This window comes from Pseudomonas cistanchae, assembly GCF_054483635.1.
Window position 1 is genome coordinate 878,580 of the sequence record NZ_JBTLWN010000001.1, and the last position, 14,011, is coordinate 892,590.

Below are 14,011 nucleotides of genomic sequence, written 5' to 3' on the forward strand. Positions count from 1 at the left end.
CCGCGATATGTCGCAAAATATGCCTGCTCGCCATAGCCGGCCTGGCAGGCAAAAACCTGTGCCGCAGCCAGCAATTTTGCGGCGACGATCTCGTCGCCATCAGGGCGCTCGACTATAGTGTCAGCCCTCTGCACACACCATCCTGTTGGAGCCCGCAATGCCGAAGAAAGGACTGCTTCTGGCACTTGTCCTGAGCCTGCTCAGCGCCTGTGATTCCTCGACCCCCGAACCTGCCGAGGTCACCTCGACCGCGCCGGCCGCCAGTAGCCAGGCAGCCAAGCCGGTGATCGACCGCGAGGCACTGGCCGAGCGCTATGCCGGCCGCGAGTTGAGCGTGGTGGATGTCTCCGAAATCCAGCTCGAGGGGGCCAGCACCCTGTCGGTAAGCTTCTCGGTACCGCTCGACCCTGAACAGAAATTCGCCGAGCGCCTGCACCTGGTCGACAGCACCGAGGGCAAGGTTGACGGCGCCTGGGAGCTCAGCGACAACCTGATGGAGTTGCGCCTGCGCCACCTGGAGCCCCAGCGCAAGCTTGTGCTGACCATCGATGCCGGGTTGCGTGCGCTGACCGGCGAGGCCCTCGCCGCCGAGCATGAAACCCGACTGGAAACCCGCGACCTGCAAGCCAGCGTCGGTTTCGCCAGTCGCGGCTCGCTGTTGCCGACACGCTTGGCGGAAGGCCTGCCGGTGATCGCGCTGAACGTCGACAAGGTCAACGTCGAGTTCTTCCGCATCAAGCCGGAATCCCTGCCGGCGTTTCTCGCCCAGTGGGGAAGCAGCAGCAACCTCGACACCTGGGAGTCGCGCTCGCTGCTGCCGATGGCCGAGCTGGTCTACGGCGGTCGCTTCGATCTCAATCCGGCGCGCAACACCCGGGAAACCCTGTTGTTGCCGATCGCCGGGCTGGAGCCGTTCAAGCAGCCGGGCGTGTACCTGGCGGTGATGCGCGAGGCCGGCAACTACAGCTATTCGCAACCCGCCACGCTCTTTACCCTGAGCGATATCGGCCTGTCGGTGCACCGTTACCAGAACCGTCTGGATGTCTTCACCCAGGCGCTGGCCGGTGGCGAGGCGATGGGCGATGTCGCCCTCGAACTGCTCGATGCCCAGGGCCAGGTGCTGGCTGAAGGCGAGACCGACGGCGCCGGCCATGCCGAGTTGCCACTGCCGCCCAAGGCCGAAGTGCTGCTGGCGCACCAGGGCGAACAGACCAGCCTGCTGCGCCTGAACGGGCCGGCGCTGGACCTGGCCGAGTTCGACATTGGCGGCGCCCAGGCCCATCCGCTGCAATTTTTCGTGTTCGGCCCGCGCGACCTGTATCGCCCAGGCGAAACCGTGCTGCTCAATGGTTTGCTGCGCGATGCCGATGGCCGCGCGATCAAGGCGCAGCCCGTCAACGTCGAGGTGCGCCGTCCGGATGAACAGGTCAGCCGCAAGTTCGTCTGGCAGGCCAATGAGTCCGGCCTCTATCAATATCAGCTGCAACTGGCCGAAGAGGCCGCAACCGGTCGCTGGCAATTGCTGTTCGACCTGGGCGACGGCAAACCGCAACTGTACGAATTTTCGGTCGAGGATTTCCTGCCCGAGCGCCTGGCGCTGGAACTCAAGGGGCGCGACACGCCGTTTACTCCGGCCGAGAGCGCCAGCTTTGCCGTCACCGGGCGCTACCTCTACGGCGCGCCGGCTGCCGGCAATCGCCTGAGCGGCCAGCTGTATGTGCGGCCGCTGCGCGAAGCAGTGGAAAGCCTGCCCGGTTATCAGTTTGGTTCGGTCACCGAGGAAGAGCTGAGCGAAGACATCGAACTGGATGAAGTCAGCCTGGATGAGGAAGGCAAAACCCAGCTGAGCATCGACAGCCGCTGGAGCGAAGCCAAGTCACCGTTGCGCCTGATTCTGCAGGCCAGCCTGCAGGAATCCGGTGGCCGCGCCATTACCCGGCGCCTGATCCAGCCGGTATGGCCGGCCGAACGGCTGCCCGGCGTGCGTGCATTGTTCGAAGGCGAGGAGGTCGACGCCGACAGCCTGGCCGAGTTCGAAGTACTGGTGGCGGATGCCGCCGGCAACAAGCTGGGTGCCGACCAGCTCAACGTGCGGTTGATCCGCGAGCGCCGCGACTACTTCTGGAATTTTTCCGAGAGCGAAGGCTGGAGCCACAACTACAACGAAAAATTCCTCACCCTCAACGAAGAAAGCCTCAAGGTCACGGCGGGCGGCACTGCCAAGATCAGCTTCCCGGTGGAGTGGGGCCCGTACCGCGTCGAGGTGATCGATGCCCAGACCGGCATGCTCAGCAGCCTGCGTTTCTGGGCCGGCTACCGCTGGCAGGACAACGCTGACGGCGGCGCCGTACGGCCCGACCAGGTCAAGCTGGCACTGGACAAACCCGCCTACGCCGATGGCGAGACCGCCAAGGTCACGGTCACGCCGCCGTCCGCAGGCAATGGCTACCTGCTGGTCGAATCCAGCGAAGGCCCCTTGTGGTGGCAGGAAATCGACGTGCCGGCCGAGGGCAAGACCTTCGATATTCCGATTGCCAAGGATTGGGCGCGCCACGACTTGTACGTCAGTGCGCTGGTGATTCGCCCGGGCGAGCGGCAGAGCAATGCGACGCCCAAGCGCGCGGTTGGCCTGCTGCACCTGCCGCTGGAGCGCGCGCCGCGCAAGCTGGCGCTGACCCTCGACGCACCTGAAAAGATGCGCCCGAACCAGCCGCTGAAGGTCAAGGTGCGTGCCCGCAATGCCGATGGCAGCGTGCCGGAACAGGCCCAGGTACTGGTTGCGGCGGTGGACGTCGGCATTCTCAATATCACCGAATACCCCACGCCCGATCCCTTTGCCGCGCTGTTCGGGCGCAAGGCCTACGGCGCTGATCATCTGGATATCTACGGCCAGTTGATCGAGGCCGGTCAGGGCCGGGTCGCCAAGCTGGCGTTCGGTGGCGATGCCGCGTTGGCGGCGGGCGGCAAGCGTCCGGATACCAGTGTGCTGATCGTCGCGCTGCAAAGCGAGCCGCTGCGCCTGAACGAGCAGGGCGAAGGCGAAGTCAGCCTGAATATTCCGGATTTCAACGGTGAACTGCGCCTTATGGCGCAGGCCTGGACCGACGAGCGCTACGGCATGGGCGAAGGCAAGACCGTGGTCGCCGCACCGCTGATTGCCGAACTCTCGGCGCCGCGTTTCCTGGCGGGTGGCGATGAAACCACCCTGGCGCTGGATGTCAGCAACCTGTCCGGCAAGGCGCAGCAACTCGACGTGCAGGTCGCTGCCGAAGGCCAGCTGAGCCTGATTCAGGCCGCGGCGCCGACCTCGGTCAAGCTGGACGACGGCGCGCGCACCATCCTGCGGATTCCGGTGCGGGCCCTGGGCGGTTACGGTCAAGGTCGGATCAAGGTCAGCGTGAACGGGCTGGAACTGCCCGGCGAAGCGCTGCCGACGTTCAGCCGCGAGTGGACCCTGGGCGTGCGCCCGGCCTACCCGGCGCAGCTGCAGCATTTCCGCGCGGTGCTCAAGGATCAGGCCTGGAGCCTGCCGGAGGGCACCTTGAATGCCTTCGAGCGTGCGGGCCTGGAGGCGCGCCTGGCAATTTCCAGCCGGCCGCCGCTCAACCTCGGCGAGCAGATCCGCGCGCTCAAGGCCTACCCTTATGGCTGTCTGGAGCAAACCACCAGCGGCTTGTACCCGTCGCTGTACGCCGATCCCGCGGCGCTCAAGCGCCTGGGGGTCGAGGCCGAGCCGGACGACCAGCGCAAGCGCTCCATCGACCTGGGCATCGAGCGGCTGCTGAGCATGCAGCGCTACAACGGCAGCTTCGGCCTGTGGGGTGCGGACAGCGAAGAGGAATATTGGCTGACTGCCTACGTCACCGACTTCCTCCTGCGCGCTCGCGAGCAGGGCTTCGGCGTGCCGGACGAGGCGCTGAAGAAAGCCAATGAGCGGCTGCTGCGCTATGTGCAGGAACGCAACCTGATCGAAATCAATTACAGCGACGACGCCAATCACAGCCGTTTCGCGGTGCAGGCGTACGCCGGTTACGTGCTTGCGCGCAGCCAGCAGGCGCCGCTGGGCGCGCTGCGCAGTCTGTATGAGCGGCGCAGCGAAGCGCTCTCCGGCCTGCCGTTGGTGCAACTGGCAGTGGCCATGCAGAAGATGGGCGATCAGCCGCGCGCCGATGAGTTGCTCAGCGCGGGCCTGGCCCGCGACCGCGACGATGACGGTTGGCTTGCCGACTACGGCAGCTCGCTGCGTGATCAGGCGCTGATCCTGGCGCTGCTGGAAGAACACGACCTGGGCGGCACCCGGCGCGAAGAGCGCCTGTTCGATCTGGCGGATGCCCTGGCCGGTCAGCAATGGCTGTCCACCCAGGAGCGCAACGCGCTGTACCTGGCTGGCCGCAATATGCTGAGCAAGCCCGAGGCGAACTGGCAGGCGAACCTGCAGAGCGGCAGCTTCGCCTTCCAGCTGAGCAATGCGCAGCCCGGCCTGAAGCTGGACAGCGACGAGCTGGCAGCGCCGCTGAGCATCAGCAATCCGGGCAGCGAGCCGCTGTATCAGCAGCTGACGCTGTCCGGTTACCCGAGCAGCGCGCCGGCCGCAGGCGGCGAGAATCTCAGCATTCACCGCGAGTACCTGGGAATGGACGGCGAGCGCCTGGACCTCGATAACCTCGAAAGCGGCGAGCTGGTGCTGGTGCATATCGCCGTCGCATCCCAGCAGCGGGTGCCCGATGCACTGGTGGTCGATCTGCTGCCGGCCGGCCTCGAACTGGAAAATCAGAACCTGGCGCAAAGCGCGGCTAGCCTGGATGACGCCAGCAGCGCGGTGAAGGAGTGGCGCGAGTCGATGCAGAACGCCGGCATCAAGCACCAGGAATTCCGTGGCGACCGTTACGTCGCAGCGGTGGATGTAAACGGTTACGACACCACGCACCTGCTTTACCTGGCGCGCGCCGTTACGCCGGGCACTTACCGTGTGCCGCCGCCGCAGGTGGAGTCGATGTACCGGCCGAACTGGCAGGCGCTGGGCGAAACCCCCGCGCGGATGGTGATCAGGGAGCGCTAGCCGTTCCCAGGCTCATCGGGCTTGCAGACGTTGTTGTAGGGTGGACATGCCGAAGGCTTGTCCACCTTCAGCAATCCAGATGGCGGACCAGCCTTCGCATGTCCGCCCCTGTGGAGGCCGTTAAAGGCCTCATTGCGGGCGGGTCGGATGAGTCCGGGGAGGTCGTTCGGGCAAGGCAACCTGGCAGGCGGCAGCGCTAGCTGATCAAACCGCTGAGCAGCCATAACCCCAACACGGTCCAGATAAGCCCGGCGATGATCGAGCGCTTGATAAACGCCCGTACGGCGAGGTAGAGCAGCCACAGGCCAAGCAGCAGGACGCCGATGCTCAGCAGCGAGGGCGTTACACCCAGTGCCTTGGACATGCCATCGATAAAGCTGCCGACGGCGCTGCCCAACATGCCGAAGAAGCCACTCAGGCCTTCGACGATAAAACGTAGAACCGAGCCGAATGCCTCACCGAGCGATTCAAAAAAACCTTCAACACTCATATGTACCGTTCCTGTCAGCTGCGGCGGATTGCTGCCGCGGGCTAGTGTGCCAGTCATTGCACGCGATGGCAGCGCTATCGAGCGGTGCCCTGCGAATTGAGTGTGAGCAATGATATCCGTCGCGTATTGGCAAGCTGGGGTTGTCTCGCCCTGGCCGCCAATAGGGTTTAAGCCGTGTTGATCGGCTGGCGCGTCCAGATATGGCGCCTGCTGCGTCGGCCGTGGCTGGCAATCCCGCTGGTGCTGGTGTTGCTGCTGGCGCTGGCCGATCGTTTGTTTCCGCTGCCTCTGCCCGAGGATGACCTGGCGCGTGTGGTGCTGGCCGAGGACGGCACGCCGCTGTGGCGTTTTGCTGACCATGACGGCGTGTGGCGCTACCCGGTGAGCCCGGATGAGGTGTCGCCGTTTTACCTGGAGGCCCTGCTGACCTATGAAGACCGCTGGTTCTACGCCCACCCCGGCGTCAATCCGCTCGCCCTGGGGCGCGCGGCCTGGCAGAACCTCAGCGGCGGTCGCGTGGTGTCCGGCGGCAGCACGTTGTCGATGCAGGTCGCGCGCTTGCTCGACCCCCACGCGCGCAGCTACGGCGGCAAACTCAAGCAGCTGTGGCGCACGCTGCAGCTCGAATTCCACCTGTCCAAGACGGAAATTCTCGGCATTTACCTCAACCGCGCGCCGTTCGGCGGCACGCTGCAGGGCGTTGCGGCGGCCAGTTGGGCCTACCTGGGCAAGCCGCCCAGCCAGCTGACCCGTGCCGAAGCCGCCCTGCTTGCAGTATTGCCCCAGGCGCCGAGCCGCTTGCGCCCAGATCGTCACCCCGAACGCGCGCAGGCGGCCAGGGACAAGGTGCTCCAGCGCCTGGCCAGTTTCGCGGTGTGGCCGCAGTCGGCCATCAACGATGCGCTGGAGGAGCCGGTGCTGCTGGCGCCGCGTCAGGAACCGCGGCTGGCGCCGTTGCTGGCGCGGCGCTTGAACGGCCGCGATAGCCCACCGTTGATTCGCACCACCCTGGACGCTGCCCTGCAACGGCGTCTGGAAGACCTGTTGCTGGGTTGGCGGGCGCGGTTGCCGGAGCGCACCTCGGCGGCGATTCTGGTGGTCGAGCAACCAGGCATGGCGGTGCGCGCCTACCTTGGCTCGGTGGATATCGGCGATGCCAAGCGCTTCGGCCATGTCGACATGATCAACGCAGTGCGCTCACCCGGTTCCACACTCAAGCCGTTTCTCTATGGCATGGCCCTGGATGAAGGGCTGATCCATTCGGAATCGCTTCTGCAGGACGTACCGCGGCGCTACGGTGATTACCGGCCGGGCAACTTCGCCGCCGGTTTCAGCGGCGCGGTCTCGGCCAGCGAGGCGCTCGCCACCTCGCTCAACCTGCCCGCGGTGCAACTGCTGGAAGCCTACGGGCCGAAACGCTTTGCCGGCGAACTGCGCAGTGCCGGCGTCCCCCTGGCGCTGCCGCCGCTGGCCGAACCAAACCTGACGCTGATCCTCGGCGGCGCTGGCAGTCGGTTGGAAGAGCTGGTCAGCGGCTACAGCGCTTTTGCCCGCGCCGGCAAGGTCGCGCGTTTGCGCTTTCAGCCGCAGGACCCGCTCTACGAACGGCGTCTGCTGTCGCCCGGTGCGGCCTGGATCGTGCGGCGCATTCTCAGCGGCCAGGCACGCCCCGACCGCGACCCGCGCGCGCAGCTGGTGCAGCGCCCCAGCCTGGCCTGGAAAACCGGTACCAGCTATGGCTTTCGCGATGCCTGGGCGATTGGCGTGGCGCCGCGTTACCTGATCGGCATCTGGATCGGCCGTCCGGATGGCACGCCAGTGCCGGGCCAGTTCGGCCTGGCCTCGGCGGCGCCCTTGCTGCTGCAGGTGCATGATCTGCTGGTAAACCGCGACAGCCAGCGCGGGATCGCCTTGCCGCGCGATCCGCAACCCGCCGAAGTCGGTGTTGCGGCGATCTGCTGGCCGCTTGGCCAGCCATTGCCCAGCGACGATGCGAATTGCCGGCGGCGGCGCTTCGCCTGGACTTTGGACGGCACCACGCCACCGACCTTGCAGGCGCTGGATCAGCCGCTGGGCGTGGGGCTGCAAGAAAAGATCTGGCTCAACCGCGACGGGCTGCGCGTCGATGCTGCCTGCCCTGGCGCCACACCCCATGGCGTCGCGCTATGGCCGGCACCGCTGGAGCCCTGGTTGCCCCGGCGTGAGCGGCGTAGCGCGCGCTTGCCGGCGGTTGACCGCAGTTGCCCGCCGCGCAGCACCCCCCTGGTAGCGCCGCTGTCGATAGTCGGCGTGCGCGAAGGCGACCGCCTGCGCCGCCCTGCCGGCAGTGTCGAGCCACTGCGTTTGCGCCTGTCCGCACTGGGTGGCAGCGGTCGGCGCTGGTGGTTCGTCAATGGCGAGCCGTTTGCCGAGACGGCCGTCGATGCGCCGTTCAGCCATGCGTTCGAGCGCAGCGGGCGCTATCAGCTCAGCGTGCTCGACGAGAGCGGCCAGACCGCCCGGGTCGAGTTCGGCGTCGGCGATTAGCGGTTCACCCATCAGTCCTGGCGTGACGGTCACGTACAGCTAATCGCCGACCGGCTCAAGGTGCGGCGCGCTCGTAGGCGCCCAGGTCGCAGCCGGCGCTGCCATCGCCGTCGCCGTCCTGTGGCCGGGCGACCTTGCGCTGATCGGTCTGGGTACAGCTGCCCACGCCAGCATCGATGGCCAGGCTGCCCGCCTTGAGCGGATGAATCGGCACGGTCAGGCTGCTGTCGAGCGGCTCGAGCACCTGGGTGAAGGCGAGGTTGTCGTTGATCGGCATGTCGGCGGTGCAGCCGTATTCATGGGTGCCCAGCAGCATGCCGCGGCTTTTCAGCGTCGCACCGGCGGCGCTGCGGCAGTTGGCCGGGCGCCGGGGGCCTTCGTCGGGTATCTGATAATTGCCAGCCACGATGCTGTTGCGCACCTCGAGTACGCCCAGGTTGTACAGCGCCGCCACGCCTTCGTTGTCGGCGATGGTGACGTTGACCAGCCTTGCCGTGGTGGTGGGGTTGTTGCGGCTGCCGAACTGACCGTTGGCAAAGGTGCCGTAGCTGTAATAGCCGACGTTGCCGCTGATGGTGCTGTTGCTCAGCGTGAGGTCACCGCCCTCGGCGTTGAGGATTGCTGAGCCGTTGCCGTACTCGCCGCCCTTGTTGCCGATAAAGGCGCTGCGGGCAATGTCGGCGATGCCTTCGTTGTAGATGGCAGCGCCGCGGCCGGTGTCGAAATCGTCGTAACTGATGTTGCCGGTAAAGCGGCTGTTGCGCACCAGCAAGGTGCCGGCGCGGTTGTTGTAGATCGCGCCGCCTTCGCCGGAGCCGTCACTGGCGTGGGTCTGGTTGTCGTCGAAAAACGACGAACTGACGCTGAGGTCGCCGTAGTTGGCAATCGCACCGCCAGCCCCGATGTCGGCCAGCACGGCGCTGCCCTTTACCCACACGTGCTCCAGCTCGAGCGTGCCGCGGTTGCGCAGGGCGCCACCGAAACCGGACGTGCGCCCGTTGCTTAACGTCAGTTGTTCCAGGCGCAGTGTCGAGGCGACTGACACATCGAACAGACGGTCGAATTGCCCGCCGTCTATCAAGGTGCGGCGCATACCCGCACCGATGATGGTCAGGTCCGAAAACATCACGTCGAGGTCGCCGGCAAGGTTGGCGCTTTCTTCCGGCTGTCCGCCGCCGAGGGTCAGTGCGTAGGTGCCGGCGGCAAGCAGAATGCGGTCGGCCTCGAACGTCATGTTGGCGTGGTGCACCGCTTCGCGCAGCGAGCAGTCGGCGTTGCACACGCCGTCGTTACTGTCGTCGAATTTGCTGACGATCAGGTCCGCGGCGGTCGCGTCGGCGAGCGAACAGGCGAGCAGGGAAAACACGATCGGGTAAGTGCGGGCACGCAAGGTGAGGGTAAGCATGGTTGGCTCCAGGGCTTGGGGTGGCCACTCGGAGACAACCGGGCTTCCTTGAGCGGTGTAGCAGTGACCATGCGGCCTGAATAAAGTGCGGGCCGCCCAGGTGGGGAAAGGCGAGGGCGGCTGCCCTCGCCGATCAGGGCCTAGCGGGTCTGGCAGCTCACGCCGACCTTCTCGAAGGCGCGGGTCACGGCGGCGCTGCCGTAGTTGCGCGCTTCGGCGGCAAGGATGACGCCACAGGCGCCGCGGTCGTAGGTGCTGGTCTCGGTCCAGTAGAAGCGGTTGGCGTCGAGGAACACTTCGAAGGCCTTGCGGGTGTTCCAGCCGGACGAGCGCGCCAGCAGGTAGAACGCCCTGTTGTAGACGCCGCTGGAATTGTGCACGTCCATGCCCCGGTAATAGTCGGTGGCGTGACCGATGGACTCGCCGTCGCGCGTCGGGTCGGCCATGTAGCGCAAGGCACCGTCGCCCTTGAAGATGTCGTATCCCACCTTCCAGTCGTTGCTGCCGCGCATGTAGTACTCCGCCGCTTCGCCGGCCATGTCGGAGAACGCCTCGTTGATGCCACCCGACTGATTGCGGTATTCCAGGCCGGAGTTCTGCTCGGTGAAGCCGTGGCTGACCTCATGGGCGACCACGTCCAGTGCGACCAGCGGGTAGAAGGTGTCTTCGCCATCGCCGAAGGTCATCGAGCTGCCGTCCCAGAAGGCGTTTTCGTAGCCGTTGCCGAAGTGCACCTTCATGTACAGCTTCTGGGTGATCGGGCGCAGGCCGAACCAGTCGCGGTACAGGTTGAACACCACGTTGCCGAAATAATGAGCGTCGTTGAGCGGCGAATAGGCGCCGTTGACAGTCTTGTATTCGTTGTACGAGCAGGCGAACTGAAACGGAGTGGTCTTGCGATTGCTGTTGCTGTTGTTGAGGTCCACGGTCAGCACGTCGCCGCTGTTCATGTGGCAGTCGTTGGTCACGCGCAGCGGACCATAGTCGCTGCCGAACACGTACCTGCCCGTCTTCTGGTTGCCGCCATGGCCGGTGGCATCGCGACGGTGCGCCAGGCCATCCCACTGCTTGAGCACGCTGCCGTCATTGGCATCGATCAGGAAGAACGGGCGCGAGGGCTGCGCGCCGTCAAGGAAGTACGACACCACATAGGCCAGGCGCGCCTGGTTGGCGTCGTCCAGCTCGATGACCAGCTCAGTCTGCTCGTTCAGCGCGCGCTGGCTGACGCCCTTCAGCGACTTGGCCTGCGCCAGTGCCTGCTCCGGCGTGAGGGCGGGGCGTGTGCCGGCTACCAGGTCGGCAGCGACGTTGCTCACGTAGTGGCCGCTGCGCGACGCCACCGCCTTGCCCGCACCGCTGAGGGTGGCGCCGCCGAGCACTTCGGTGATCGCTTCACCGCGCACCCGCACGCCGTCGACGTATTGCTGATAGCGGACTACCCGCTTGCCGTTGGCCATGTTCTTTTGCCGCAGCACCTTCAACTCGTCAGGCGCGATGCCGAGGTCGGCATGCAGGCTCGGCTGGCCCGTGAGGCTGCGTTTGGCCGGCAGCTGGGACACGTCGATCAAGTCGGCCGCGAAGCCTGCCGAAGCGGTAAGGCTGCCCAGCAGCAAGGTTGAAACCAGTGAAGCGCTTTTCATTCGTCCATCTCCAGAAACAGTCGATCTCCAATAGCCGCAGCGCGCCTTGTGGGCAGGGGCTGCGATCAAACCGGGCGTAGGGTATGCCCGGTCCGGAATCTGTATAGCCAGACATCACCCATAAATAAAAATTATTTTCAGGTTCGCGACAGATGGCTGTTTTTTAGCTGGATTTGGCGACGTGTTCGCCGAAAATTATTCGAACTTACTCTCGCTGAAGCGGTCACGGCGCAGTCGCGTATGGCAAAACGGCCCGGGCGCGGCGCAATTATTCCGCGCCAGGCTGTCATACGCAGCGAGCCGGCTGGGCTATCGTCAATGCCCAGGGCTGGGCAATATGTTTGACGCAGTTAAAAAAAGAAAAGGAAGCTTTAGCGTGCGAAACCTAGCGATCACTTATCTGCTCGGCGGCCTGTGCCTGCTGCTATCCAGCGCACAGGCGAGTGAGTGGCTTGGGCCCATCGACGGCCCCGTCGTCCAGGCCGACAAGCGCATCGTTTTTCTGGCCGCGGATTTTCGCAATGGCGGCATCGTGGGGGTTTATCGCAGCTTCGAGCGCGCGGCCAAGCAGGTCGGCTGGCAGGTGCGGGCGGTCGATGGTCATGGCGAGCCGGAGGAGATGCGTCGCCTGGCCGAACGCGCCCTTGAGGATTCGCCCGATGCCCTGGTGCTTGGCGGCGTCGAGCCCCAGGTCCTGGTTGGGCTGATCGACGAGTTCAAGGTGCATGAAATTCCCGTGGTGGGCTGGCATGCCGGTGACCGTCCAGGCCCGAGCGAGCAGCTCTTCACCAATGTCACCACCGACCCGTTGGTGGTAGCCGATATGGCGGCGGACCTGGTGATCGAAGACGGCCAGGCCGGTGTGGTGATTTTCACCGACAGCCAGTTCGCCATCGCCACTGCCAAGACCCAGCGCATGGTCGAGCGGCTCAAAGGCTGCGCGCAGTGCCGGGTGCTGAGTGTCGAGGATGTGCCGATTTCCCAGGCCGGCCGTGCGATGGCCGAGCGGGTAAAGGCGCTGCATCGGCAGTTTGGCGAGACCTGGACCCACACCCTGGCGATCAACGACGTGTATTTCGATCACATCAACGCGCCGCTCAACACGGTGGGCCGCAGGAACATGCGCAACCTGTCCGCGGGGGACGGTTCGGCCAAGGCGCTTGGGCGCATCCGTTCCGGTTTGTCGCAGCAGGTTGCTACGGTTGCCGAACCCCTCGGCGCCCATGGCTGGCAACTGGTCGATGAACTCAACCGCGCATTGACCGGCTACCCACCCAGCAAATATGTGGCGTCGCCCCTGCTGATCACCACCGACGCGCTGCGCACCGTCGATAACCACAGCATCGAGCGTGATGCCGTGCATGAGGCCGGCTATCTGAGGTTATGGCGGCAGAACTGAGATGGGGTTGCGATGCGCGCTTACTCAGTGACCGTTAAGTCCGGCACGCCTGGCCTGGGCGAAGCCTCACAGCGCAATTTACAACGCACCTCAATCCTTTCAGATCGGCAGAAGTGGCTTCAGTAAGGAGGCTCATATGCCGGTCGGAAATACCGGTCTGCGCTTCATGATGGCAACTGCAGATCCGACGATGGCTGTTTCTTCCAAAGCGAAAGCCATCAAGATGAAGCGCCTAAGCAGCCCGGGCATTGGCGTATCTAGCGGGCCTGCGGCAGATCAACGGTCTCAAGCTGCGCCGGGCAGCGCCAATAAGACTGCTGGATAGATCGTCTGTTTAAATGTATACAATCATGTATCCAAGAATAATAGCAGCGAACCAAGAGGTGCCCCATGGGCTTATGGAAACGCAGTATCCAGTGGCAGCTGATCATCAGCATGGGCGCCGCTTTGCTTGCCAGTATTCTGCTGGTGGTTGGCATCTATTCGGCGGTGGTGAATCGTCTCACCGACCGCTATCTGCTGCAGGAAGCGCTGCCCGCCAGCATTCTGGCAATCCGTAATGACCTGGAGCGGGTGCTGGCTGAGCCGCTCACCGCCGCCCGTGGCATCGCCGAAAACAGCCTGGTGCTGGATTGGCTGGCACAAGGCGAGGACCCTGCCCAGCAACCGGCATTTGTCCGCTACCTGGCCAGCGTGCAGAGCCAGCAGAAAGCGCTGACCACCTTTATCGTGGTGGCGGAAAGCGGCAACTACTTCACTGGCAAGGGTCTTGATCGCACCCTGACCCGCGGGCCGTCGGAAAACGCCTGGTTCTACGGTTTTCTGGATAGCAACAAACAGCGCTCGCTGGATATCGACATCGATGCGACCACCCGCCAGCCGACGCTGTTCATCAACCAGCAGCTGTCCACGGGCGGCAAGCTGCTCGGCGTCGCCGGGCTGGGCTTCAGCCTGAGCGGCATGTCCGATCTGGTCAGTAACTTCCGCTTTGGCGAACAGGGACGGGTGTACCTGGTCAGCGGCGACGGGCGCATCAAGGTTCACCCGCAATCGGAATTCAACGACCAGCGCGAATTGCATCAGCTGGTCGGCGATCAGGCCGCCAAGGACCTGCTCCAGGATGGCTCCGGGGTGCAGCGTTTCAGCCGCGACGGGCAGGACTTCCTCGCCTTGTCGCAGCCGCTGCAGTCGCTGAACTGGAGGTTGGTCAGCGAGGTGCCCGAGGCGGAAATCTACGGCGAGGCGCGCCAGGCGTTGCTGATGACCACCCTGATCGGAATCGGCGTTGCCCTGCTGTTCCTTGGTCTGGTGGTGCTGCTGGCCCGCGGCCTGGTACGGCCGATTCGTCAGGTGACCAAGGCGCTGGTGGAGATCGGCGGTGGCGGTGGTGATCTGACCCGTCGCCTCGACGAAACCCGCAGCGATGAACTGGGCGATCTGGCCCGTGGCTTCAACGCGTTCATCGGCAGCCAGCGCAGCCTGATTTCCGATG

At 64.9% G+C, this 14,011-nt stretch carries 7 protein-coding genes and 1 pseudogene; 5 read left to right on the top strand and 3 right to left on the bottom strand.

From position 1 onward, the window contains the following. Positions 1-157: 157 nt before the first annotated feature. Positions 158-5,059, top strand: coding sequence for an alpha-2-macroglobulin family protein (locus ACX0MV_RS04010; protein ID WP_458981197.1), 4,902 nt, complete (start codon positions 158-160; stop codon positions 5,057-5,059). Between the two features lie 196 nt (positions 5,060-5,255). Here the strand turns inward: ACX0MV_RS04010 and ACX0MV_RS04015 are convergent, their stop codons facing one another. Then, positions 5,256-5,549 carry a hypothetical protein gene (locus tag ACX0MV_RS04015; RefSeq protein WP_458981198.1) on the bottom strand — a complete coding sequence of 98 codons (294 nt, stop codon included), beginning with the start codon at positions 5,547-5,549 and terminating at the stop codon, positions 5,256-5,258. Between the two features lie 198 nt (positions 5,550-5,747). Here ACX0MV_RS04015 and pbpC point away from each other — a divergent pair, with 198 nt between their 5' ends. Continuing rightward, positions 5,748-8,075 (top strand): peptidoglycan glycosyltransferase PbpC, encoded by a 2,328-nt coding sequence (gene pbpC / locus ACX0MV_RS04020; protein ID WP_458981751.1) that lies wholly within the window; start codon positions 5,748-5,750, stop codon positions 8,073-8,075. A 55-nt stretch (positions 8,076-8,130) separates the two neighbouring features. Here pbpC and ACX0MV_RS04025 read toward each other — a convergent pair whose 3' ends face one another. Together ACX0MV_RS04025 and ACX0MV_RS04030 are read right to left on the bottom strand one after the other, a co-directional pair. Further along, a complete protein-coding gene (locus ACX0MV_RS04025; RefSeq protein ID WP_458981199.1) occupies positions 8,131-9,480 on the bottom strand; it encodes a choice-of-anchor Q domain-containing protein in 1,350 nt (449 codons plus the stop codon). A 140-nt stretch (positions 9,481-9,620) separates the two neighbouring features. Further along, entirely contained in the window at positions 9,621-11,120 is a 1,500-nt protein-coding gene (locus ACX0MV_RS04030; RefSeq protein ID WP_458981200.1) for a M4 family metallopeptidase, read from the bottom strand. Positions 11,121-11,496: 376 nt separating this feature from the next. Between ACX0MV_RS04030 and ACX0MV_RS04035 the strand changes: the two genes are divergently transcribed. From ACX0MV_RS04035 to ACX0MV_RS04045, 3 genes and pseudogenes are all read left to right on the top strand, one after another. After that, the gene (locus ACX0MV_RS04035) at positions 11,497-12,519 is read left to right on the top strand and encodes a substrate-binding domain-containing protein (RefSeq protein WP_458981201.1); all 1,023 of its coding nucleotides are present in this window, start codon (positions 11,497-11,499) and stop codon (positions 12,517-12,519) included. Between the two features lie 136 nt (positions 12,520-12,655). Continuing rightward, a complete protein-coding gene (locus ACX0MV_RS04040; RefSeq protein ID WP_458981202.1) occupies positions 12,656-12,844 on the top strand; it encodes a hypothetical protein in 189 nt (62 codons plus the stop codon). Between the two features lie 110 nt (positions 12,845-12,954). Next, positions 12,955-13,974 (top strand): annotated as a pseudogene (locus ACX0MV_RS04045) (HAMP domain-containing protein); the annotation flags it as partial. Positions 13,975-14,011 lie beyond the last annotated feature (37 nt).